The organism is Phaeobacter sp. JH20_02 (assembly GCF_048056915.1).
In the GTDB taxonomy this organism is placed as follows: domain Bacteria; phylum Pseudomonadota; class Alphaproteobacteria; order Rhodobacterales; family Rhodobacteraceae; genus Phaeobacter; species Phaeobacter bryozoorum.
The window spans coordinates 190541-212003 of sequence record NZ_JAYMVP010000023.1 but is presented as its reverse complement, the minus strand read 5'-3'; the positions used below and the strand labels follow the sequence as shown (position 1 = coordinate 212003).

Sequence of the window (21463 nt, the reverse complement as noted above, 5' to 3'; positions counted from 1 at the left end):
TCAGCTCGCCAGCAACAGCACGACGAGGAGGATCAGTGCCATCACGATGGCAAAGATGGTCGCGCCGATACGTCGGGCGCGTGAGCGTGCCGCGCGCGGGAAGGGGCGTGGAGCCGAATAGGGTTTGGCGCTGTCAGGGGTTTGGTCGGGATTGCTCGGCAGGCTGGCCCAATCCGCACCAAGTTCGCTGTAATCGCCGATATGGCGGATCTGATGCGCCGGGATCAGGCGGGTTTCCTCGCCCCGAAATGCGCGCGACCGCAGCAGCAGCACATAGCCGTCGATTGCCATCAGCCTCTGGGCATCGGCTTCCAGCTGCTCGGCGGGAATGCCGCAGCCGTCGCGCAGGTAACCGATCAGCCCCAGATCTTCCAGATCGCTTACCGGAAAGATTTCGACATGATCGAGGTCGACATACTCAATCCCCAGAACCTGTGCCAATGCGCCGGGCTCTCGCAGGAAACGGGCCTGTTCCGACCGCATGTCGAGATCAAAGACATGGATCATCCGCTGCTCGCCTGCGGGGATGGTCAGGGGCTGCGTTACCGGCTCGGTCATTGATCAGACCACGCCCGGTTGCGCCATGGCAGTCTGACGGCTGGCGCGCAGATTGCGGGCCAGAAGATCCATCACCGCCATGCGAACGGCGACACCCATTTCGACCTGCTCCTGAATGACCGAACGATTGATATCGTCCGCCAGCGTACCGTCGATTTCAACGCCCCGGTTCATCGGGCCGGGGTGCATAACGATGGCGTCGGGTTTGGCCAGCGCCAGCTTCTCGGCATCCAGCCCGTAGCGGTGGTAATACTCGCGTTCTGAGGGAATAAATCCACCGTCCATCCGCTCCCTTTGCAGGCGCAGCATCATGACCACATCCACGTCTTTCAGCCCTTCGCGCATGTCGTCGTAGATTTCGGCACCGAACTCTGCGAAATGGTCGGGCACCAGGGTCGGCGGGCCGATCAGCCGGATGCGGTTTTCCATCTTGCCCAGAAGGATCAGATTGGAGCGGGCTACCCGGGAATGCGCGACATCGCCACAGATCGCAATGTTCAGACGGTGCAGGCGCCCTTTTGCACGGCGGATGGTCAGCGCATCCAGCAGCGCCTGTGTAGGGTGCTCATGCCGCCCGTCGCCTGCGTTGAGCACGGCGCAGTTCACCTTTTGCGCCAGAAGATCCACGGCACCTGAGTGCGGGTGGCGCACAACCAGCAGATCGGGGTGCATCGCGTTCAGTGTCATCGCGGTGTCGATCAGGGTCTCCCCCTTTTTGATCGAGCTGGCCTGCATCGCCATGTTCATGACATCTGCCCCCAGCCGTTTGCCTGCGATTTCAAAACTGGCCTGAGTGCGGGTGGAGTTCTCAAAGAACATGTTGACCTGGGTCAGCCCGGACAGCGCATCGGCGTGTTTGTCAGGGCGTCGGTTCAGCTCGGCATAGCTGTCGGCCAGATCCAGGATGGCGGTAATTTCATGCGGCTTCAGCGGCTCAATACCCAGAAGATGCCGTTGGTTGAAGGACATCGGATCAATCGACGTGGGGGCATTGGGCATGGGCTGGCTCCGTGCTGTTTGGCGCTCTTATAGCAGGGCTGTGGCGTCCGGCAAGACAGCCGGGGCGTGTTCTGGGCCGGGGTGAAGGCTGCGGTGAAGTCAGGTGTTTTGCTTGGCTCCCGAGCAGAGTAGCTTGGGGCCATGGAATCGGCATTGGATTATCACAGCGCGCGGGCGCTCTTGGCGTGGCAGATTGAACTGGGGGCGACCGATGCAATCGGCGATGCGCCGGTTAATCGCTATGAGCTGCAGGCGCGGCTGCCCAAGGCGGCTGCGACGACTGCGGATGCCGCGCCGATCAAACCTCTCGAAATCGACCCGGTTGCGGTGGCGCGACAGATGGCAGGGGCCGCTGGTTCGCTGGCGGCGCTGCGCGATGCGCTGGATCAGTTTGAACATTGCGAGCTGAAAAAGGGCGCGCGTAACCTGGTGTTTGCTGATGGCCACCCCGGTGCCCGCGTGATGGTGGTTGGCGAAGCCCCCGGTCGGGATGAGGATATGGCCGGAAAGCCTTTTGTGGGCCGCGCCGGGCAGCTGCTGGACCGGATGCTGGCAGCCATTGGCCTGTCGCGTGAGGACAGCGTTTATATTGCCAATGTGTTACCGTGGCGACCGCCGCAGAACCGGGATCCGCTGCCTGCGGAAATCGCCATGATGACTCCGTTTCTGGAGCGCCACATTGCCCTTGTGCAGCCGGATATCCTGATTGCCATGGGCAATATCAGCTGTGATGCCCTGCTCGGAAAACGCGGTATCACCCGGATGCGTGGCACTTGGCATGAGGCGCAGGGCAAACCGGTGATGCCGATGTTTCACCCGGCCTATCTGCTGCGTCAACCGGTGCAGAAACGCGCCGCCTGGGCGGACCTGCTTGAGGTGAAGACGCGGCTGACCGCCGGGTGATACGCAACCACTAACGGGGCGGGCCGGAAACGGGCACGACCCAAGGCAGCTGATATTTCAGATGGGGGCCGGAAACATGGCACAACTCGACGACAGCAAGGATTTTATTCCCGTTCGCATTGCAGTGCTGACGGTCTCGGACAGCCGGTCGCTGGCGGAGGATCGTTCCGGTCAGGTTCTTGTGGATCGGCTGGAGGCGGCGGGGCATGTGCTGGCCGATCGCAAGATCCTGCCGGACGAGCGGGCCGAGATCGCAGGCCAGCTGCGTGACTGGATCGCCGACCCAGAGGTCGATGTGGTGATATCGACCGGCGGCACCGGGCTGACCGGCCGCGATGTCACGGTCGAGGCACACCGGGATGTCTATGAAAAGGAAATCGATGCCTTTGGCACGGTTTTCACCATCATTTCCATGCAGAAGATCGGCACATCAGCGGTGCAATCAAGGGCCACTGGCGGCGTCGCTGGCGGCACCTATCTCTTTGCGCTGCCCGGAAGCCCGGGCGCCTGCAAGGATGCCTGGGATGAAATTCTGGTGAAGCAGCTGGATTACCGGCATCGTCCCTGCAATTTTGTGGAAATCATGCCGCGGCTTGACGAACATTTGCGTCGCAAGTGAGACGGAATTGATCCGTGACTGCGTGTAACCTCGTATAGTTTGTACAAACTGGTATTCTTGCGGCTTAAGGTGTTCATTTTGAACGCTGCGGTGGTGGTGTGGCCGGTTCGTTTAGCCGATTGAAGGATAAAGAATGCGCTTTTTGCGGCAAACGGTGATTGGGGTCTTTCTTGCGGCGCTGACAGCGGCGCTGCTGCTTCTGGCGGTGCAGATGGTGGTGTCTGCCATTCAGACCCGTATGGCGGATGAACGTGGCGCGCCGCCGGATCGTGAACGGGTGTTTGCGGTGAATGTCGAGCGGGCTGAGCTGGGTACGGTGCAGCCGCGGCTGACCGCCTTTGGCCGGATCGAGAGCCGCCGCAGGCTGGAGCTGCGTACGGCGGCTGCCGGCCGGGTGGTCGAGCTGGCGCCGGGTTTCGAGGATGGCGGTGACGTGAAGGCCGGGGCGCTTCTGGTGCAGATCGACCCGGCAGATGCGCAGGCCGCCCTGCGACGCGCAGAGGCGGACATGCTGGACGCAGAGGCCGAGACCCGAGAGGCCCGGCGCGGGCTGGCGCTGGCGCAGGATGAACTGGCCGCTGCCGAGGATCAGGCAGAGCTGCGCACGCGCGCGCTGGAGCGGCAGCGCAACCTGGAAACGCGGGGCGTCGGATCGGCGGCAACGGTTGAGGTGGTGGAACTGGCGGCGGCACAGGCCCGGCAGGCGGTGATTTCTCGCAGGCAGGCGGTGTCGCTGGCCGAGGCCCGCATTGATCAAAGCGTCACGCGACTGGCCCGGGCCGAGATCGCACTGGAGGATGCCCGCCGCAACCTGGCCGACACCACGATCACCGCCGCGTTTGACGGGACGCTGCAATCGGTGAACCTGGTGGAAGGGCGGTTGGTTTCGGCCAATGAAAAGCTGGCCGATCTGGTGGATCCGGCGCAGCTGGATGTGGCGTTCCGGGTGTCGACGGTTCAATACGCCCGTCTGCTGGACGCCGATGGGCAGCTGCTTGCGGCCCCGGTTGAGGTCACGCTGGATGCCACCGGCGCCGCATTGAAGGCAACGGGTGTCGCGGTGCGGGTCAGCGGTGATGCAGGCGAAGGGCTGGCAGGGCGGTTGATCTACGCGCGGCTTGATCCGGCACTTGGCTTCAAGCCCGGCGATTTTGTCACCGTTCACGTGCAGGAACCGGAGCTGGCAGAGGTGGCGCGGCTGCCGGCCTCGGCGCTGGGGGCGGATGGGACGGTTCTGGTGCTGGGGGAGGACGACCGCCTAGAGGCGCTTCCTGTAACGCTGGTGCGTCGCCAGGGTGATGACGTGCTGCTGCGCGGCGCAGGTCTGGAAGGCCGCGACGTCGTCACCGGGCGCACGCCGCTGCTGGGGGCGGGGATCAAGGTGCGCCCGCTCCGTCAGGGGGCGGAGGCCAGCAGCGCAGGGGATAGCGCCGCCGCGGAGGTGGATCTGGTTGAGCTGACCGAGGATCGTCGAGCCAAGCTCGTCGCCATGGTCGAAGGCAACAGCAGGATGCCGCAGGCGGTGAAGGCGCGGATGCTGGAACAGCTGGCTGCGGCCAAGGTGCCCGCTGGGCTGATCAACCGGATCGAAACGCGGATGGGAGGGTAGCGGCGATGCTGCGCAATCTCCCCCGATCGGCTGGCGGTGTTCTGAGTTATTTCACTCGCCACCGGACCTTGTCGAACCTGCTGCTGGTCCTGCTCCTGGTGCTGGGTGCGGCGGCGATCCCCAATATGCGGGCGCAGTTCTTTCCCGATGTGATCGTGGACCAGGTGTCGGTGGGAATCGAATGGGAGGGGGCTGGCCCGGAAGATATCGACAGTGCGATCGTGCAGGCGCTGGAGCCGGCGCTGCTGGCGGTTGATGGGGTCGAAAGTTCAAGCGCGACGTCGCGCGAAGGCTGGGCCAGCATCTCCTTGGAATTCGAACCCGGCTGGGACATGGCGCGGGCTGCCGATGACGTGCAAACCGCCGTCGACGGCGTCACCACCCTGCCGGAGGAGGCAGAGGAGCCCAGCGTGCTTCGCGGGGCCTGGCGTGACAGGGTCACGGATGTGGTGATCACAGGCCCGATCGCGCCGCGCCAGCTGGGGCTGTTTGCGGATGAGCTGATCGCGCGCCTGTTCGAGGTCGGGGTGACGCGAACCACGATCCGTGGCATCGCCGCACCGCAGACTATGGTCGAAGTGCCCTCGGCCAGTCTGATTGCCCATGATATCGCGATGACGGATATCGCCGCCGCAATCGCCGCAGAGGTTGATGCCAATCCCGCGGGCGATGTGAGTGGCGCAAATGCCCGGATCCGCACCGGCAGCGAAAAGCGCAGCCCGGAGGAATTGGCAGGCATCGTGCTGCGTACCAACCCCGATGGGTCCGCGCTGACCGTGGGAGATGTCGCCACAATCCGTGTGGAGGGTGTGGATCGCAATCGTTCTTATTTCGTCGGCGACGATCCGGCGATGTCGATCCGGGTGGACCGGTCGGATCAGGGCGATGCGATTAAGATTCAGCATCAGGTCGAAGGGGTGGTTGAGGCCTTGCAGGCCAGCCTGCCGGATGGTGTCAGCGCCAGTCTGATCCGAACCCGAGCCGAGGCGATCACCGGTCGTCTGGATATCCTGCTGGACAACGGGCTGATGGGTCTGGGCCTGGTGTTGGCATTGCTGTTCCTGTTTCTGAACGCACGCATTGCCTTCTGGGTCGCTGCAGGGATCCCGGCGGCGATGTTTGCCGCAGTGGCCTTCATGTATATGGCTGGTCTGACGATCAATATGATCAGCCTGTTTGGCCTGATCATCACGCTGGGCATTGTGGTGGATGATGCGATCGTGGTGGGTGAACATGCCGATTTCCGTGCGCGGCGTCTGGGCGAGCACCCGGTTGCGGCGGCAGAGAACGCCGCGCGCCGCATGGCCATGCCGGTTTTCGCGGCCACATTGACCACGGTGATCGCATTTTTCGGATTGGTGTCGATTGGCGGGCGTTTCGGCGAGCTGATCCGCGATATCCCCCTGACGGTGATTGCCGTGCTTGCGGGGTCACTGATCGAGTGTTTCCTGATCCTGCCCAATCACCTGGCCCATGCCCTGGCCCATAGCGCCAAGGAACATTGGTATGATCTGCCGAGCCGGGTGGTCAATCGCGGGTTTCGCAGGCTGCGCGATGGTCTGTTCCGACCGCTGATGGCGCTGGTCGTACGCGGACGCTACGTAGTGCTCGCGGGTGCTTTGGTGATACTGGCCAGTCAACTGGCGCTGTTCATCGGCGGCGATGTCAAATGGCGGTTCTTCAATGCGCCGGAGCGTGGCTCGGTCACCGGTAATTTCGCGATGGCCGAAGGTGCGACGCGGGCCGATACGCTGGCGATGATGCGCGAGATGCAGCGTGCGGTGGATGAGCTGGGCGCGGAGTATGAGGACCGCTATGGCCGCAACCCCATCGAATTTGTCATGGCTGAGATCGGCGGCAACGCCGGGCGCGGTCTGGCCGGTGTCGATGCCAAGGATAGTGATCTTCTGGGCGGGATTTCGATTGAGCTGATTGATGCGGATCTGCGGCCCTATTCCAGCTTTGCCTTTGTTGCGGAGATCCAGGAGAGGGTGCGCCGTCATCCTATGACGGAGACGCTGTCTTTCCGTGGCTGGCGGTCCGGCCCGGGTGGGGATGCGCTGAATGTGCAGTTCAGCGGTGCGGCGGTCGAAGTTCTGAAAACCGCATCGGAGGATCTGAAGACGGCACTGCTGCGCTATCCTGAGGTTTCCGCTGTTGAGGACAATCTTGCCTATGACAAGGAAGAGCTGGTGCTGGAGCTGACGCCGCAGGGGCGCGCGCTGGCGTTCACGGTTGAGACGCTTGGCCGGGCGCTGCGTGCGCGGCTCAATGGGATCGAGGCGGCAACCTACCCGGAGGGCCCGCGTAGCGCCACGATCCGGGTGGAACTGCCGAAGGACGAGCTGACGGCCGATTTCCTGGAGCGCACGCTGATGCGTAGCCCGGCGGGTGTCTATCTGCCGCTTGCGGATATCGTCTCTGTAAGCCAGCGCACCGGTTTTTCGACAGTGCGGCGGGAAAACGGGGTACGCGTGATCAGTGTCACGGGCGATATCTCCGAGGACGATCCGGCTAGAGCTCAGGCCATAGCAACCGCGCTGGAAGAGGAAATCCTGCCGAGCATCGCCAGCGAACGGCAGGTCGATTGGCAGCTCGCCGGGTTGAGCGAACAGGAGAACGAGTTCCTGAATGACGCGCGAACCGGACTTATACTCTGCCTGACCGGTATCTATCTGGTGCTGTCGTGGATATTCGCCAGCTGGACGCGGCCCTTGGTGGTGATGGCGATTATTCCCTTTGGTCTGGTTGGCACGATCTGGGGCCACTACCTGTGGGACGTGCCGCTGTCGATGTTCACGGTGGTGGGGCTGTTGGGAATGACCGGCATCATTATCAACGATTCGATCGTGTTAGTGACCACGATCGATGAATATGCGCAGGAACGTGGCTTGATACCGTCGATCATTGACGGGGCCGCTGACCGGCTGCGGCCGGTGATGCTGACGACGCTGACAACGGTGCTGGGGCTGGCGCCCTTGATGTACGAGGGTTCGCAGCAGGCGCAGTTTCTGAAGCCGACCGTGATTACGCTGGTCTATGGTCTTGGTTTCGGGATGTTCCTGGTGCTGCTGGTGGTACCGGCGCTGATCGCGGTTCAGGCCGATGTGGCGCGCCCCTTTGCGGCGCTGCGGCGCGGGCTGACATCGCGGGCGGGCGAACTGCGCTGGCTGACGCTGGGGCTGGGAGCGGCGCAGCTGCTGTGGCTCGCGGTAACACTTGGCTATGCGATGGCGGTTGGGCTGCTGCATCCGCTGCTGCGGACGTTTGTGCCGGTGCTGGCGGCGATGGATCCGGTGCGGGCAGCCACGCTGCTGTTCATCGTTGGTGCTGCGCTTCTGAGCCTGTTTGGCTACCTCTGCGCCCGCGCGGTGGGCGCACGCCGCGCCAGGGTCTGAGCGCGCAACAGTTCTGAGCGTCGACCCGGGCTTTATGGATGCAGTGTGAGCGGGATTGCCAAGGCTAACCCGTCATCCGGCGGCGCTGCTGCTGGGCGAGGGCGGCGACCTCCGCCACCTGGTCAATCAGCATCCGGTCAGGAGACCGGTCGAAGCCAGTGGTCAGATCGGAGACCTGCACCCATTGTGCCTGCAGGGCGTCATCATTGGGGGCGGGCTGGCCTGAGACGTAGTCGCAGAGCACGGCGATGAGAAGATATTGCCGCTGCACCTCACCCGCGTCATCCCGCAGCATGACGTCGATATGGGTCAGCACTTCGCGGGGGCTGGCGATGACGCCGGTTTCTTCCAGCAGTTCGCGGGCGGCAGCCTGCATCGCGGTCTCGCCGAGTTCGACATGGCCGCCGGGAAAGCCCCACCAACCTGCATTTGGCGGCGATCTGCGCTGGATGAGGATCACCTGATCACCATCCTGCCGGGGATGGCAGACCACGGCCAACGCCCCCAGGACAGGGCGGCGAGGGGCTTCGTCGGAGGCGGGATTGGCGGACATGGCTGGATCCGGTCGGGCAGATGATCCCTTGTTAGTGCCGGGTGCAGCCCTGAATGTCTACCGCCCGGTTCTGCCCAAGTACGGTGATACGCATCTGCGAGCGATCCACAGCGAAGGGACCGCCATCGGCGGAGATGATTTCGGTTTTCGCCGTCAGCTTGTGGCCCTGTCGGCTGGTCGTCGTTTCGGTTGTGACCAGCGAGGGGACGCCGGGTTCGACAACCACGACCTCCTCACCGCCTGCGCTGGGCATGGTGATCCGGGCAACCAGCTCCATCCCATAGCGGCTGGGGGACAGCGCACAGGTCGCGGCCTGCACCCCTGCCTCCTTTGCGGACCAGGGACGGTCAGCCAGTGCTGCGACAATTGCCGGATTGCGCGGGCTGTCCGGTTTCAGCGCCTGATCGAAACGCAGTTCCGAGGGTATGCAGACATCCTTGCAGATGCCGAGCTCCATGCGGCCCTTCAGCCGCAGCGGCTGCCCGGGTTTGGCCGGGGTGATCTCGACCGGAAGCACCAGCTGATCATGATAGCCGATGGTGCGAAATCCTGAGGTGAGGAACACTTCGGGCGTGGGCCAGCGGATTGCGACGGCCCCGACATTGCGCGAGCCTTGCCAGCTGAAGCGGGGCGGAATGCCGGCATCGCCGGGCGCGCGCCAGTAGGTTTTCCAGCCTTCGGAAAGCGTCAGCCGCAACGCTCCCATATGGGTGCCGCGTCGCGTGGTGCCGCCGTCCAGCACCTCGATACGGACAATATCGGACATCTGCTCGGCGGGGGCCGTGGCAGGCAGGGCCAGAAACGACAGCGCCAGCGGTGCGCAGAGGCATTTCGCCAAGGTCTTGGCCGTCGTGGTGCGGGCCGTCAGGGGCGTCGCAAGCGCCGAGAGAAGGGAGAACATAACCATGCCCATTTACATGCGCATTCCAGCAAGAAAAGCCAAGTCACGTTCCGGTCAACGGCGTTGAGCATTGGCTAAGGCACGGGTTGGTCTTGAACCTCTGCCTGCGGGTGGCCATTGTGACAGGGCAGGCAGGTTGCCCGGTCACGGGTGGCGGCGATTTGAAAAAAGGACGACAGATTCATATGGATCTTACCGGCGAACTGCTGATTGCGATGCCCGGCATCGGTGACCCGAGGTTCGAGCATTCGCTGATCTTGCTATGCTCGCATGAGGACGATGGTGCGATGGGCTTGATCGTGAATAAACCGGCCACCGGCGTTGATTTGTCCAACCTGTTGGAACAGCTGGATATTACTCCGCGCAGTGCAGAAGAGGCCGCGCTACCGGTGCGGTTTGGCGGGCCGGTCGAGACGCAGCGCGGCTTTGTCCTGCATTCACCGGAGTATAAATCCAACGTCAGTTCGCTGCGGGTTTCCGAGGCGTTTTCGATGACCGCGACCGTTGACGTGCTCGAAGATATCGCGATGGGGCGGGGACCTGAGCAGGTGATGGTCATGCTTGGCTACGCCGGCTGGGGGCCGGGGCAGCTTGAGGCCGAGATTGCCAATAATGGCTGGCTGACCGCAACAGCAACGCCGGAGGTGGTGTTCGAGCTGGACGATTTCGCCAAATGGGAGGCGGCGTTGCGCTCCCTCGGCGTCGATCCGCTGACTCTGTCCACCAGTGCCGGTCACGCGTGACCGGCGGCTTACGATGCCCTGAGCAGGCCGCTAGCGTGGCGCGGCGGCGCGGCGCAGCCGGTCGTTGATGGCGACACCCAGCCCGATTTCCGGGATTGGGGCGACAGCGATAGGGCGGGCCTTGGCGTCAAGCTGGTGGAGATGTCCAAACAGCTGCGCCGCAGCCTCGCGCAGATCGCCGCTGGCCGAGAGGTTGAGATCACAGTCCATTTTGCCAAATCCGAGATAGAGCTCGCCCTCTGCTGGGTTTGTGACGTTCAGCCTGACGCTGGCGCGCGGGGCGTAGTGCGACAGCAGCTGCCCCGGAGCGGTCAGTGGATCGCCGACATCGCGCTGCTGCAGCGGGTGTCCCAGAACGGCCTCGATTTCCTCGGCGGCCAGCCCGCCGGGACGCAGCAGCAATGGCGTGCCGGTTGCAAGGCCGACAATGGTGGATTCCACGCCGACGCCGCAGGGACCGTCATCGACCACGGCCGCGATGCGGCCGTCCAGTCCGGCGATGACATGGGCGGCGGTTGTCGGGCTGATCCGGCCCGATGGGTTTGCGGAGGGGGCCGCCACCGGGCCATCCAGAACCGACAAAAGCGCCCGGGCCGCAGGATGGGCCGGGATACGGACGCCGAGGGTGGTCAGCCCGGCGGTGACCAGAGGCGAGATACCGTGGTCCTCACGCAGCGGCAGGACCAGCGTCAGCGGGCCCGGCCAGAAGGCCTCGGCGAGTTTGCTGGCGGTGTCGGACCAGACCACATAGCGCTGGGCGGTCTCCACCGCGTGGACGTGGGCAATCAGCGGGTTGAAACTGGGGCGGCCCTTGGCGGCATAGAGGGCCTCAACCGCGTCGGTCTGGCGCGCATCAGCCCCGAGCCCGTAGACGGTTTCGGTTGGAAATGCGACCAGCCGGCCCTCTTTCAACAGGTCCGCAGCTGTGCTGATCTCCTGTGGTTGCGCGGTCAGGAGGCGGGTTGTGGGGCTGGACATGGCTGGTGACGCGGCGTTTTGGTTGCTTGATTAAAGGGCCCGGTTAGGTAATCGGACAAGACATTCAACATAAAGGTTTGGGGCAATGATGCCAAGGCTGCCCCAACCAGCTCTCTGAAAGAGGCCAGACATGACCTTCCGTGCCCCGGTTCCCGAGTATCAGTTTCTTCTCGAACATATCATCGGTTTTCATGAAATCGCCGCTACCGAGCGCTTTGGCGAGGCCAGCGATGATGTGGTTACGGCGATCCTGACCGAGGCGGGGAAGTTCTGCGATGAAGTTATGGCCCCCTTGAACCGTGGCGGCGATCTGCAACCGGCGCGTCTGGAAAACGGGGTGCTGCGCAGCTCTCCCGGTTATGCCGAAGGCTGGCAGGCGATTTCCGAAGGCGGCTGGATCGGGATGAGCGCGGCAGAGGAATTTGGCGGCATGGGGCTGCCGATGACCCTGACCACCGCGGTCAATGAGATGATGTCGGGCGCCTGCCTGTCGCTGCAACTGGCCCCGCTGATGAGCCAGGGTCAGATCGAGGCGTTGGAACATCACGCCAGCGATGAGCTGAAGTCGCTCTACCTGCCCAAGCTGATTTCGGGGGAATGGTCGGGCACCATGAACCTGACCGAGCCGCAGGCCGGATCGGATGTGGGGGCGCTTAGCTCCAAGGCAGAGCCTCTGGACGACGGCACCTATGCGATCAGCGGTCAGAAGATCTATATCTCCTGGGGCGACAATGATTTTGCGGGCAATATCTGCCATCTGGTGCTGGCGCGCCTGCCTAATGCGGCGCCCAGCACCAAGGGAATTTCCCTGTTTCTGGTGCCCAAGTACCTGCCCGATGCTGATGGCAATCCCGGCAAAGCCAACACGCTGAAGGTGGTGAGCCTTGAGCATAAGATGGGCCTGCACGGTTCGCCGACCTGCGTCATGCAATATGACGGCGCAATCGGCTGGATGGTCGGCAAACCGGGGGGCGGTCTGGCGGCAATGTTCACCATGATGAACAATGCCCGGCTGGGCGTTGGTGGTCAGGGCGTCGGTGTCGCTGGTGCGGCCTATCAAAAGGCGCTGGCCTACGCGCTGGAGCGCAAGCAGGGCAAATCCGCCTCCGGCACCATCGTGGACCATGCGGATGTGCGCCGGATGCTGATGGAAATGAAGGCCGATCTCTTTGCAGCGCGCGCGATCCTGCTGGCCTGTTCGCAGGCCATCGACATGCAGACCGCAACCGGCGCACAGGAGTGGGCCGCGCGGGCAGCGTTTCTGACGCCAATCGCCAAGACCTTTGGCACGGAAACCGGGATGCGTGTTTCGGAAACCGGTGTGCAGGTGCATGGCGGTATGGGGTTCATTGAGGAAACCGGTGCAGCGCAGTTTTATCGTGATGTGCGGGTGACGGCGATCTACGAAGGCACCAACGGCATTCAGGCGATGGATCTGGTTGGGCGCAAGATGATGGACGGCGGCGATATGGCCAACCGTCTGATCGACGAGATCGAGGAGCAGGCCGAGCGCGCCCGAACCACTCATCCGAATATGGCCGAGGCCGTCTGGCAGGCCTGTGAATCCCTGCGCGAAGCGACCGAGTGGTTGACCGCACAGAGCGACATGGATGAGCGTTTCGCAGGAGCGGTTCCCTATCTGCATGCCTTTGCGCGGGTTCTTGGCGGGCATTACCACCTGGCGGCTGCGATGGCCGACATCGGTGGCCCGCGCGAAAAGCTGGCGCGGTTCTACATCAACCGGATGTTGCCGGAACACGCCGCGCTCTTGGCTCATGCGCAGGCGGGTGCGGACGGCGCGCGCGCTCTGACGCTGGATGAATTGGCTGACGGATGACCAGCCCGCGACCCGACGGTCCATGGAACACGCCGCCTGCCGAGGGTGAGGCGATCGAGGTGGCGGAGGGCGTCCTCTGGATGCGGCTGCCGCTGCCGATGAAGTTGGATCATGTGAACGTCTATGCGCTGGATGATGGCGATGGCTGGACCATCGTCGATACCGGCATGTCCTCAAACAAGACCCGCCGCATCTGGGAGCGGCTGATGGCGGGGCCGCTGGAGGGCAAGCCGATCCGGCGCGTGGTGGTCACGCATCATCACCCCGATCACATCGGCAACGCCGGCTGGTTCCAGTCTGAGCATGGGGCTGAGCTGGTGACCACGCGAACGGCCTGGCTGTTTGCTCGAATGCTGACGCTGGACGTGCAGGAAAGCTGGCCTGAGGAAACGCTGGCGTTTTACCGCAGCTCGGGCATGGATCCCGCGATCTATGACGCACGGCTGGCGGAGCGGCCGTTCAATTTCGCCGATACGGTCTATCCGATGCCGCTGGGCTTTACCCGGATCAAACAGGGCGACGTGTTTCGCATGGGCGGGCGCAACTGGGATGTCCACATGGGCAATGGTCACGCGCCAGAGCACGCAACCTTCTGGAGCCGCGATGACAATCTGGTGATCACCGGCGACCAGATCCTGTCCTCGATCAGTCCCAATATTGGCGTCTATGCGACCGAGCCGATGGCGGATCCTGTGGCCGAATGGCTGGAGGCCTGCGAGCGTCTGGCACCGTTGACACGGGGTGATCAGCTGGCTTTGGGCGGGCATAAGTTGCCATTTCGCGGTCTGCCGCATCGGATGGCCCAGTTGATCGACAACCATCACGGGGCGCTGGCGCGGCTTCTTGAGCATCTCGACGAACCGCGCAGCGCGGCCGAATGTTTTGCGCCGCTGTTCAAACGCAAGATCGGCTCCGGGGAATATGGCCTTGCTTTGGTCGAGGCGGTGGCCCATTTAAATCATCTGTACCATCTGGGTCAGGTTGACCGCAGCCGTCGTGCGGACGGGGCTTGGCTTTACCAGCGCAAGGGGTGATCGACCCCTGGAAAGGGAGAGATCATGACCGATGAGATCGCAACCAGCGCCGAGGCGGCAGAGGCGGCCGTTCTGCCCTGCGTTCACGAGGTCCACGCGGATCCCGACGCCTGCACCGGTATCGAAAAAGTGCAGATGCCGTTGCAAAAATCCGTTGCCGAAAAAAGCGCCGCACGCTGGGCCTATGAACGGTTGATCCTTTATATCAAGAATTTCGAGGAGCAGCTGGATAGCGAGCATGAGGTCGCGATGGGGTTTGCCGGCGGCGATGCCGGTGTGATGCGGATCGAGGGCATGGGCTACTTCGACCCCGATATCATCACCTATTACGGCAGCGATTCCAGCGGCGCGCGCACGCAGCTGGTCCAACACGTCAGCCAGCTCAACGTGATGTTGCGGGCCTTGCCGAAGCGGAATGAGGCGGCACCTGCCAACCGGATCGGTTTTCGTTTGGTGTCCGACCTTGAGAGTGATCCGGCTGAGACCTGACGTTCGGGCAGCCTGTTGCGCTGGGGGTGTTGCCGCACTTCTGTTCGGCGCGCTCAGCAGCGTTGCGGCCGCCGAAGACGCGATTGCGGCGGGCTATTGGGCAATGTTGGAGCGTGCAGCTCATCGCGGCCTTATGCAGGAGGTCGCGGCAGCAGGTGGCAGGCCAGCGCCCTTTGCCACCGATGGCTGTAGCGGTGGGTTGTCTGCGATCTGGCGCCAGTTCAGTGGCAGGGAAGAGACAGCCGACGGTCCGCCGTTTGAGGCCTGTTGCGTGGCTCATGACCTGCTCTATCACGATGCCGACGGGATCGGATCATCTGGCCGAATCCTTGATGGTCGCGACGAAGATCTGGCCACCGCCAGCCAGCAGGCAAGACTGGCCGCGGATCAGGCTCTGCGCCGCTGTGTAGAGACGCAACTCAGCAGCCGAGAGTCCCCAACAGCGGCCATCGCCGCACCGGTCGCAACCGCGATATATGCTGCGGTGCGATTCGGTGGCGCGCCTTGCAGCGGGCTGAGCTGGCGCTGGGGCTACGGCTATGGTCACTGCCAAGCGGTGTTTGGCCGGTGAATTGCCCGGTGATTTGCCCTGGCTGCGCCCGATTGACGTGGTGACAGGGTCTGTGAAATCCAGTATTCAGCGGAAAACAGACGCGAATAGGAATGGACACATGGCTGACCATAAGCACGGTTCGATGGATATCACCGTTCAGGAAAAGACCTACAACGGCTTCATCAAGTTCACGACACGGTTCTGCATCGCAGCGCTGCTCTTTGCAGTGTTCCTCGCGATTTTTGCAACCTGATCACCCTCGTGAATGGTTCTGATCTGAGCGGGCGTTGTGGCGCCCGGCACCTTGCGAGCGGGCTAAGGCTTGCGCTTGTGTGCGCCGGTGTGGCGCTGCTCTCGGCCTGTGCCGCCCAGCAGCAGCCCAACGCGGATGACGCCACGCTGGAACGGGTTGCCTATCGGCATAATGGTCCGCCTGCGCTGACGCTTTATACGATGATCAACAATCGTACCGGGCAGGGCGCGCATACCTCGCTGATGATCAATGCCTCGGAACGGGTGATCTTTGATCCTGCCGGGTCATTCTATGCCGATGTGGTGCCGGAGCGGGATGATGTGCTCTTTGGCATCACGCCGGGGGTGGAGAAAGCCTATCGCGGATCACATGCGCGCAGCACCCATCATGTCGTGGTGCAGCGGATCGAAGTGACGCCCGAGCAGGCGCAGCGCGCCTATCAGCTGGTACGGGCAAACGGTCGGGTTCCGGGCGCGTTCTGTGCCAATGCCACAGCCTCGATCCTGAAGCAGGTACCTGGGTTTGAGACGCTGGATGTGACTTTCTACCCTGGCAATCTCTCGGAACAATTTGGCGCCTTGCCGGGGGTGACGACCGAACGCTACCGTGAAAACGACAGCGCAGACTTGCAAGAGGGGCTGGCAAAGAACAATGCGGCGTTGAACGCAGGCGGGTGATGCTGCCACGTTCAGGCACAGCTATAGATGGGAAAAGCCGCAGCATCGTCTGCGGCTTTTGTCTGTTTGTCGGGATGGATCAGCCTGCCAACAGAAAGAGCAGCAGGAAGCCAACAGCACCGCTGCCCATGGCGATCAGGACATTGCGTGTCCAGTACCCGAGCGCGAAGACCGCCGCGGCGACGGCGAGATGGGGCAGGCTGGGGGTGCCACCGGTCGGCGTCGGCCAGACCACCAGCGGCGCCACCAGCGCAGGAATGATCGCCACCGCAGTATAGCGCAGATGGCGCATCAGCCAAACGGGCATGGTCCTGCCGCCCATCAGCCCGATAAAGGCAAAGCGCAGGGCGAAGCTGCCAATGGCAAGGCCGATGATGATCGTCCATAGCAACGTCGGATCGGGGGGCTGGGTCATGACGGATCCTTTGCAATGCTGCGGCGCTCCAGCCAGAGCTCGGCCTGGGCGCCAGCCATCATGCCGATAAGACCGGCAACAATCAGGCCAAGATTGTAGGGCAGCGCGGTGGCCGGCAGCGCGGTGGCGACAGCGGCAAAGCAGGCAATGACATGGGCCGGTGTGCGCAGCATTGGGCCGATCATGGCCAGGAACGCCAGCGGCAGGACAAAGTCGAGGCCCCAGCTGGCCGGGATCTGGGTGCCGACCAACGCCCCGATATAGGTTGCGAGCATCCAGCCCGGGGCAACGCAGCCATTTGTGCCGAAGAAATAGGCCATGCGCTGTGATAGGGTCATCTGCGGATGGGTTTCGAACTGCACGATCGAGAGCGCATAGGATTGGTCGACAGTGAGATAGGCCGCACAGGCGCGTTGCCACAACGGAGCGCCGCCGAGGTACGGCGTCAGTGATGCCGAATACATCGCCACCCGCAGGTTCACCGCAAGCGCTGAAATCAGGATGATCAGAACCGGCGTGTTTTCTTGCATCAGTTGCAGCGCTGTAAACTGGGCCGAACCGGCAAAGACCGACAGGGAGAAGACCATGGCCTCAGGGACAATCAGTCCCGCTTCGGCAGCAAGAACGCCAAACAGCAGCCCAAATGGTCCCGAGACCAGAAGGAAAGGCGCGCCGTCGCGAAACCCCTTCCAAAAGGCCGATTTCGTGGTGGTGATTGCCATGATCAGGTCCTAGGTTATTGCTGAAACGGCATAGGCCTGCTGGCGGAGGTTTGCAATTGATGATGGTTGAGAACAGCTCCGACCTGACGTCGATACTGGCTGAATATGTGATTGCACCTGCGCCGAACGATGCAAGGCTGACGCGGGTGGTTCAGGGGTTTGATCACACGGGGACCGCGACGGAGATCTCTGTCGTCGAGGAACGACCGCTGACGATTTACCTCAACCGTCAGGAAATCGTCACCGCCATGACCATTGGCGATTACCCCGAATATCTGGCGCTGGGGTTTCTGCGCAATCAGGGGATGTTGAATCCTGGTGATGAGGTCACCGCCATCGATTATGATGAAGAGCTGGATACCGTGGTCGTAAGGACCGCAGTTGAGACCTCATACGAAGACAAGCTGCAAAAGAAGACCCGCACGTCAGGCTGTGCGGTGGGCACTGTGTTTGGTGACATGATGGAGGGGCTGGAAGGGGTGAGCTTGCCGCAGACAGCGGTGCGCAGCTCCTGGCTTTATGCGTTGGCGCATAAGATCAACCGCACCCCCTCGCTCTATCTTGAGGCTGGCGCCATTCATGGCACGGTTCTGTGCCAAAAAGATCGCCCATTGGTCTATATGGAGGACGTGGGGCGGCACAATGCGGTGGACAAGATCGCCGGCTGGATCCAGAGCACCGGCGCGGAGGTCTCCGACAAAATCCTCTATACCACCGGGCGGCTCACCTCGGAGATGGTGATCAAAACCGCGATGATGGGGATTCCGGTGCTGGTGTCTAGATCCGGCTTTACCGCATGGGGGGTGGAGATCGCACAGGAGCTGGGTCTCACTTTGATCGGGCGGATGCGGGGGCAGCGGTTTATCTGCCTGTCGGGAGAGGATCGGCTGATCCGGGATGTGGATCCGGCAAAGGTGCCGGTTGAGGCAAAAGCGCATCGGCGCAAGAGTGCGGACCACTAGGCGCAGACCGCCCGCGACATGGTCCGCAGACGATGTGGCATCAGGCGCAGAGAGGAGATGTCGTGAGACAAAGCAAACCATTGGGCATCATCCTTGCTGGCGGGTTGGCCACAAGGATGGGTGGCGGTGACAAGGGACGCTTACGGATTGGGGGACGCAGTCTGATTTCCCATGTGATCGACCGTCTGTCGCCGCAGGTCGAGCGTATCGCGCTGAATGCCAATGGTGATCCTGCGCGCTTTGCCGATCTTGCGTTGCCGGTGATCGCCGACAGTATTGACGGCTTCGCAGGTCCTCTGGCGGGCGTGCTTGCCGGGTTGGACTGGGCGGCAGCGCAGGGAGCCGAGAGCATTGTCACGGTGGCTGCCGACACGCCGTTCTTCCCCAAGGATCTGGTTCTGCGGCTAAAGGAGAGCGCCGCCGGGCAGCAACATCCGCTGGTGCTGGCGACAACGCCAAAGTCCGGCGAGGAGCATCTGAAATCCGGTGGCGGCGGCCGGGTGAACCGGCATCCGACCTTTGGTCTTTGGCCTGTTGCCCTGCGCGATGACCTGCGCGCGGCGCTGGAGGGCGGCCTGCGAAAGGTGGTTTTGTGGACAGACCGTCACGGCGGCCAGGAGGCCCAGTTTGAGGCGGATCCGTTTGACCCGTTTTTCAACGTCAATACGCCTGAGGACCTGGCCCGGGCGGAGGCCTTGCTGCGATGAAAATATATGGCGTCACCGGCTGGAAGAACTGTGGCAAGACCGGGCTGATGGAGCGGTTGGTGGCTGAGTTCTGCAGACGGGGTCTTACCGTGTCGACCTTGAAACATGCCCATCACAGCACTGATGTGGATCAACCCGGTACTGACAGCCATCGCCACCGGATGGCGGGTGCCGCCGAGGTGATCCTTGCCTCGCCCAATCGGGTGGCGATCATGCAGGAGCTGCGTGGCATGGCCGAACCCAGCCTTACCGAGCTGCTGGCCCGTCTGCGGCCTGTGGATCTGGTGCTGGTCGAGGGGTTCAAACGCGAGGTGCATCCGAAGATTGAGGCCTATCGCACAGCGGCGGGCCAGCCGCTCATCGCGCCTGAGGACCGGTCGATTCGTGCCGTTGCCAGTGACATTCCGCTGCATCTGGACAGGCCGGTTTTCGATCTGGACGACACGGTGGCGATTGCCGATTTCATCGCCGGGGAGATTTCCCTTTGAGCGGATGGCAGAGCTTTGCCATGGTGGATTGGTCTGGCGGCAACGACCGCGGGCCAAGCCCTTGCAAGGATTCCATCTGGGCCAGCGTCAGCCGCGATGGATCAGCGGATGAACCGGTATATCTGCGCAATCGGCAGCTGGCGGAGCTGTGGCTCACCAAGCTGGTCGAGGCAGAACTGGCCGCCGGGCGCCGCCTTATGCTTGGGTTTGATTTCCCCTTTGGCTATCCGGCGGGGTTTTGCGATGCAATCACGGGTTCGGATGATCCTCTTGGCCTGTGGGACTGGTTTGAGACACATATTGAGGATGCGCCAAAGTCTAACAACCGCTTTGATCTGGCGGGGGCGATCAATCGCCGCTTTGGTGGGCAAGGGCCATTCTGGGCCAATGGGCTAGCCCGCGACATCGACGGTTTGCCGCGTCGCAAGGACCGCTATCGCAACCCGTTCCCGGACCGCCGCGCGGTTGAGCATCGGGCCAAGGGCAGCTTTACCTGCTGGCAGATGGCCGGGGCAGGTGCCGTGGGCAGCCAGGTGATGATGGGCCTGCCGGTTCTGTCACGCCTGCGAAAGCGTTTTGCCGGGCAGGTCGCTGTCTGGCCGTTTGAATCCCTGGACACGCCGGTGGCTCTGGTGGAGATCTGGCCGACCCTTCTGGCAGGCCCCGCGCCGGATCACTGGATCAAGGATGCCTGGCAGGTGCATAAGGTGTCCCTAGAATTGTCGGGCCTGCACATGGCAGAGTTGGACCAGTTATTGACCGTCACAGCGCCCGAAGAGGGCTGGATCCTGGGAGTGGACCAGATATGAGCCTTGCCCCGCCACCCCTGCGTAATGATTGCTTTGCTCTTCCAGCAGGCGTCGATTGGACACCGGTGGATGACGCGCTGGATCACTTACGGCGAAATCTCACGGCAGTGACGGCGGCAGAGGTTCTGCCATTGGGGCAGGCTTTGGGGCGGGTTCTGGCTGAGGATGTTTTTGCCGCGCGCAGCAACCCGCCGCAGGCGAACACGGCCGTGGATGGCTACGGGTTTGCGGGTGCCGCCGGAGAGGGGCCGCAGGTCATGCCGCTGAGCGAGGGACGTGCGGCGGCGGGGCTGGCCCATGAAGGCGCGGTTGCTCCGGGCCAGGCCATCCGCATTCTGACAGGGGCGGCGTTGCCTAGGGGGGTTGATACCGTCATTCTTGAAGAGGACGTAACCTGCGATGGTGCGCAGATTGCTTTTCACGGACCACTTAAACTGGGCGCCAATACTCGCCGGGCTGGCGAAGATGCCGCCGTCGGCGATCGGATCCTGACCAAGGGTCGCGTGGTGACCCCTGCGGATCTGGCGCTGGCCTCTGCCACGGGATTGTCTGAGCTACCGGTGCGGCAACTGCTGCGGGTGGGTGTGCTGTCGACGGGAGATGAACTGATCGAGCCGGGTGAGACGGCTGCGGCAGGGCAGATTTACGATGCCAATCGCCCGATGCTGCTCGCGCTGCTGGCAAAGATGGGGTTCGACGCTGCGGATCTGGGCAAAGCTGCCGACGATCGTGCCGCGCTGCGACGTCGCCTGGACGCTGCGGCTGAGGCGGTGGATGTGATCCTGACAAGTGGCGGTGCCTCTGCCGGGGATGAGGATCATATGTCGGCGCTGCTGCGCGAAAGCGGGGCCATGCAGCAATGGCGGATTGCCCTGAAACCGGGCCGACCGCTGGCGCTGGGGGTTTGGCAGGGAACGCCGGTGTTCGGTCTGCCGGGCAATCCGGTGGCCGCGATGGTCTGCACGTTGATCTTTGCCCGCCCTGCGATGGGGCTGATGGCGGGGGCAAGCTGGGCTGAGCCGCAGGGGTTTGATTTGCCAGCCGCCTTTGAGAAACGCAAAAAGCCGGGACGGCGAGAATATTTGCGCGCCCGTGTACGCAACGGTCAGGTCGAGGTCTTCAAATCAGAAGGGTCGGGCCGTGTCAGTTCGCTGAGTTGGGCCGAAGGTCTGGTGGAACTGGCGGATGGCGCTGCGGTGATTCAGCCGGGGGATCCCGTCCGTTTTATTCCCTACGCCAGCTTTGGCATGTAACCG

At 62.9% G+C, this 21463-nt stretch carries 23 protein-coding genes; 16 read left to right on the top strand and 7 right to left on the bottom strand.

What is annotated here, in order from left to right:
* Both VWY34_RS13250 and VWY34_RS13245 read right to left on the bottom strand, forming a co-directional pair.
* Positions 1–558: a hypothetical protein gene (locus tag VWY34_RS13250; RefSeq protein WP_416545614.1), complete on the bottom strand. Its 558-nt coding sequence runs from the start codon at positions 556–558 to the stop codon at positions 1–3.
* A 3-nt stretch (positions 559–561) separates the two neighbouring features.
* Entirely contained in the window at positions 562–1557 is a 996-nt protein-coding gene (locus VWY34_RS13245; protein WP_340544224.1) for an aspartate carbamoyltransferase catalytic subunit, read from the bottom strand.
* A 141-nt stretch (positions 1558–1698) separates the two neighbouring features.
* Here VWY34_RS13245 and VWY34_RS13240 point away from each other — a divergent pair, with 141 nt between their 5' ends.
* From VWY34_RS13240 to VWY34_RS13225, 4 genes are all read left to right on the top strand, one after another.
* Positions 1699–2460 (top strand): uracil-DNA glycosylase, encoded by a 762-nt coding sequence (locus VWY34_RS13240; protein WP_340544225.1) that lies wholly within the window; start codon positions 1699–1701, stop codon positions 2458–2460.
* Between the two features lie 76 nt (positions 2461–2536).
* Positions 2537–3079: a molybdenum cofactor biosynthesis protein B gene (moaB, locus tag VWY34_RS13235; protein ID WP_416537166.1), complete on the top strand. Its 543-nt coding sequence runs from the start codon at positions 2537–2539 to the stop codon at positions 3077–3079.
* A 133-nt stretch (positions 3080–3212) separates the two neighbouring features.
* Positions 3213–4688, top strand: a complete 1476-nt coding sequence (locus VWY34_RS13230; protein ID WP_416545612.1) for an efflux RND transporter periplasmic adaptor subunit — start codon at positions 3213–3215, stop codon at positions 4686–4688.
* 5 nt (positions 4689–4693) lie between these two features.
* On the top strand, positions 4694–8086 hold the full coding sequence (locus tag VWY34_RS13225) for an efflux RND transporter permease subunit (protein ID WP_416545610.1): 3393 nt from the start codon (positions 4694–4696) through the stop codon (positions 8084–8086).
* A 64-nt stretch (positions 8087–8150) separates the two neighbouring features.
* Here VWY34_RS13225 and VWY34_RS13220 read toward each other — a convergent pair whose 3' ends face one another.
* Positions 8151–8639: an NUDIX hydrolase gene (locus tag VWY34_RS13220; protein WP_416545608.1), complete on the bottom strand. Its 489-nt coding sequence runs from the start codon at positions 8637–8639 to the stop codon at positions 8151–8153.
* 31 nt (positions 8640–8670) lie between these two features.
* The gene (locus VWY34_RS13215) at positions 8671–9540 is read right to left on the bottom strand and encodes a protein-disulfide reductase DsbD domain-containing protein (RefSeq protein WP_340544231.1); all 870 of its coding nucleotides are present in this window, start codon (positions 9538–9540) and stop codon (positions 8671–8673) included.
* A 185-nt stretch (positions 9541–9725) separates the two neighbouring features.
* On the opposite strand from VWY34_RS13215, the gene VWY34_RS13210 reads away from it, so the two are divergent.
* The gene (locus tag VWY34_RS13210; protein WP_340544233.1) at positions 9726–10283 is read left to right on the top strand and encodes a YqgE/AlgH family protein; all 558 of its coding nucleotides are present in this window, start codon (positions 9726–9728) and stop codon (positions 10281–10283) included.
* Positions 10284–10313: 30 nt separating this feature from the next.
* On the opposite strand, the gene VWY34_RS13205 is transcribed toward VWY34_RS13210, so the two are convergent.
* Positions 10314–11261: an L-threonylcarbamoyladenylate synthase gene (locus VWY34_RS13205; protein ID WP_416545606.1), complete on the bottom strand. Its 948-nt coding sequence runs from the start codon at positions 11259–11261 to the stop codon at positions 10314–10316.
* 130 nt (positions 11262–11391) lie between these two features.
* On the opposite strand from VWY34_RS13205, the gene VWY34_RS13200 reads away from it, so the two are divergent.
* The 6 genes from VWY34_RS13200 to VWY34_RS13175 all read left to right on the top strand — a co-directional run bounded on the left by VWY34_RS13200 (position 11392) and on the right by VWY34_RS13175 (position 16104).
* Positions 11392–13098, top strand: a complete 1707-nt coding sequence (locus VWY34_RS13200) for an acyl-CoA dehydrogenase (RefSeq protein WP_416545604.1) — start codon at positions 11392–11394, stop codon at positions 13096–13098.
* Positions 13095–14132 carry an MBL fold metallo-hydrolase gene (locus VWY34_RS13195; protein ID WP_416545602.1) on the top strand — a complete coding sequence of 346 codons (1038 nt, stop codon included), beginning with the start codon at positions 13095–13097 and terminating at the stop codon, positions 14130–14132. The genes VWY34_RS13200 and VWY34_RS13195 overlap by 4 nt, the downstream gene beginning before the upstream one ends.
* Before the next feature lie 24 nt (positions 14133–14156).
* Positions 14157–14621: a DUF6173 family protein gene (locus VWY34_RS13190; RefSeq protein ID WP_340544237.1), complete on the top strand. Its 465-nt coding sequence runs from the start codon at positions 14157–14159 to the stop codon at positions 14619–14621.
* Positions 14602–15192 carry a hypothetical protein gene (locus VWY34_RS13185; protein ID WP_416549026.1) on the top strand — a complete coding sequence of 197 codons (591 nt, stop codon included), beginning with the start codon at positions 14602–14604 and terminating at the stop codon, positions 15190–15192. The genes VWY34_RS13190 and VWY34_RS13185 overlap by 20 nt, the downstream gene beginning before the upstream one ends.
* Before the next feature lie 100 nt (positions 15193–15292).
* Positions 15293–15427 carry an aa3-type cytochrome c oxidase subunit IV gene (locus VWY34_RS13180; protein WP_340544239.1) on the top strand — a complete coding sequence of 45 codons (135 nt, stop codon included), beginning with the start codon at positions 15293–15295 and terminating at the stop codon, positions 15425–15427.
* Positions 15428–15435: 8 nt separating this feature from the next.
* On the top strand, positions 15436–16104 hold the full coding sequence (locus tag VWY34_RS13175) for a hypothetical protein (RefSeq protein WP_416536420.1): 669 nt from the start codon (positions 15436–15438) through the stop codon (positions 16102–16104).
* Positions 16105–16183: 79 nt separating this feature from the next.
* Here VWY34_RS13175 and VWY34_RS13170 read toward each other — a convergent pair whose 3' ends face one another.
* Together VWY34_RS13170 and VWY34_RS13165 are read right to left on the bottom strand one after the other, a co-directional pair.
* Positions 16184–16519 carry an AzlD domain-containing protein gene (locus tag VWY34_RS13170; RefSeq protein WP_340544242.1) on the bottom strand — a complete coding sequence of 112 codons (336 nt, stop codon included), beginning with the start codon at positions 16517–16519 and terminating at the stop codon, positions 16184–16186.
* The gene (locus tag VWY34_RS13165) at positions 16516–17241 is read right to left on the bottom strand and encodes an AzlC family ABC transporter permease (RefSeq protein WP_416536421.1); all 726 of its coding nucleotides are present in this window, start codon (positions 17239–17241) and stop codon (positions 16516–16518) included. Before VWY34_RS13165 ends, VWY34_RS13170 begins: the two co-directional genes overlap by 4 nt.
* Before the next feature lie 59 nt (positions 17242–17300).
* Between VWY34_RS13165 and VWY34_RS13160 the strand changes: the two genes are divergently transcribed.
* The 5 genes from VWY34_RS13160 (at position 17301) to glp (ending at position 21460) form a co-directional block, all read left to right on the top strand.
* Positions 17301–18203 carry a formate dehydrogenase accessory sulfurtransferase FdhD gene (locus VWY34_RS13160; protein ID WP_416545598.1) on the top strand — a complete coding sequence of 301 codons (903 nt, stop codon included), beginning with the start codon at positions 17301–17303 and terminating at the stop codon, positions 18201–18203.
* Between the two features lie 62 nt (positions 18204–18265).
* Positions 18266–18910, top strand: a complete 645-nt coding sequence (gene mobA, locus VWY34_RS13155; RefSeq protein ID WP_416545596.1) for a molybdenum cofactor guanylyltransferase MobA — start codon at positions 18266–18268, stop codon at positions 18908–18910.
* Entirely contained in the window at positions 18907–19398 is a 492-nt protein-coding gene (mobB, locus tag VWY34_RS13150) for a molybdopterin-guanine dinucleotide biosynthesis protein B (RefSeq protein WP_416545594.1), read from the top strand. Before mobA ends, mobB begins: the two co-directional genes overlap by 4 nt.
* On the top strand, positions 19395–20207 hold the full coding sequence (locus tag VWY34_RS13145; protein WP_416545592.1) for a molybdopterin guanine dinucleotide synthesis: 813 nt from the start codon (positions 19395–19397) through the stop codon (positions 20205–20207). Before mobB ends, VWY34_RS13145 begins: the two co-directional genes overlap by 4 nt.
* On the top strand, positions 20204–21460 hold the full coding sequence (glp, locus tag VWY34_RS13140; RefSeq protein ID WP_416545590.1) for a gephyrin-like molybdotransferase Glp: 1257 nt from the start codon (positions 20204–20206) through the stop codon (positions 21458–21460). The genes VWY34_RS13145 and glp overlap by 4 nt, the downstream gene beginning before the upstream one ends.
* Positions 21461–21463 lie beyond the last annotated feature (3 nt).

Coding starts and splice junctions, on each gene's coding strand:
- VWY34_RS13250 (WP_416545614.1), bottom strand. CDS start 558: ATGACCGAGCCGGTAACGCAGCCCCTGACCATCCCCGCAGGCGAGCAG.
- VWY34_RS13245 (WP_340544224.1), bottom strand. CDS start 1,557: ATGCCCAATGCCCCCACGTCGATTGATCCGATGTCCTTCAACCAACGG.
- VWY34_RS13240 (WP_340544225.1), top strand. CDS start 1,699: ATGGAATCGGCATTGGATTATCACAGCGCGCGGGCGCTCTTGGCGTGG.
- moaB (WP_416537166.1), top strand. CDS start 2,537: ATGGCACAACTCGACGACAGCAAGGATTTTATTCCCGTTCGCATTGCA.
- VWY34_RS13230 (WP_416545612.1), top strand. CDS start 3,213: ATGCGCTTTTTGCGGCAAACGGTGATTGGGGTCTTTCTTGCGGCGCTG.
- VWY34_RS13225 (WP_416545610.1), top strand. CDS start 4,694: ATGCTGCGCAATCTCCCCCGATCGGCTGGCGGTGTTCTGAGTTATTTC.
- VWY34_RS13220 (WP_416545608.1), bottom strand. CDS start 8,639: ATGTCCGCCAATCCCGCCTCCGACGAAGCCCCTCGCCGCCCTGTCCTG.
- VWY34_RS13215 (WP_340544231.1), bottom strand. CDS start 9,540: ATGTTCTCCCTTCTCTCGGCGCTTGCGACGCCCCTGACGGCCCGCACC.
- VWY34_RS13210 (WP_340544233.1), top strand. CDS start 9,726: ATGGATCTTACCGGCGAACTGCTGATTGCGATGCCCGGCATCGGTGAC.
- VWY34_RS13205 (WP_416545606.1), bottom strand. CDS start 11,261: ATGTCCAGCCCCACAACCCGCCTCCTGACCGCGCAACCACAGGAGATC.
- VWY34_RS13200 (WP_416545604.1), top strand. CDS start 11,392: ATGACCTTCCGTGCCCCGGTTCCCGAGTATCAGTTTCTTCTCGAACAT.
- VWY34_RS13195 (WP_416545602.1), top strand. CDS start 13,095: ATGACCAGCCCGCGACCCGACGGTCCATGGAACACGCCGCCTGCCGAG.
- VWY34_RS13190 (WP_340544237.1), top strand. CDS start 14,157: ATGACCGATGAGATCGCAACCAGCGCCGAGGCGGCAGAGGCGGCCGTT.
- VWY34_RS13180 (WP_340544239.1), top strand. CDS start 15,293: ATGGCTGACCATAAGCACGGTTCGATGGATATCACCGTTCAGGAAAAG.
- VWY34_RS13170 (WP_340544242.1), bottom strand. CDS start 16,519: ATGACCCAGCCCCCCGATCCGACGTTGCTATGGACGATCATCATCGGC.
- VWY34_RS13165 (WP_416536421.1), bottom strand. CDS start 17,241: ATGGCAATCACCACCACGAAATCGGCCTTTTGGAAGGGGTTTCGCGAC.
- VWY34_RS13160 (WP_416545598.1), top strand. CDS start 17,301: ATGATGGTTGAGAACAGCTCCGACCTGACGTCGATACTGGCTGAATAT.
- mobB (WP_416545594.1), top strand. CDS start 18,907: ATGAAAATATATGGCGTCACCGGCTGGAAGAACTGTGGCAAGACCGGG.
- glp (WP_416545590.1), top strand. CDS start 20,204: ATGAGCCTTGCCCCGCCACCCCTGCGTAATGATTGCTTTGCTCTTCCA.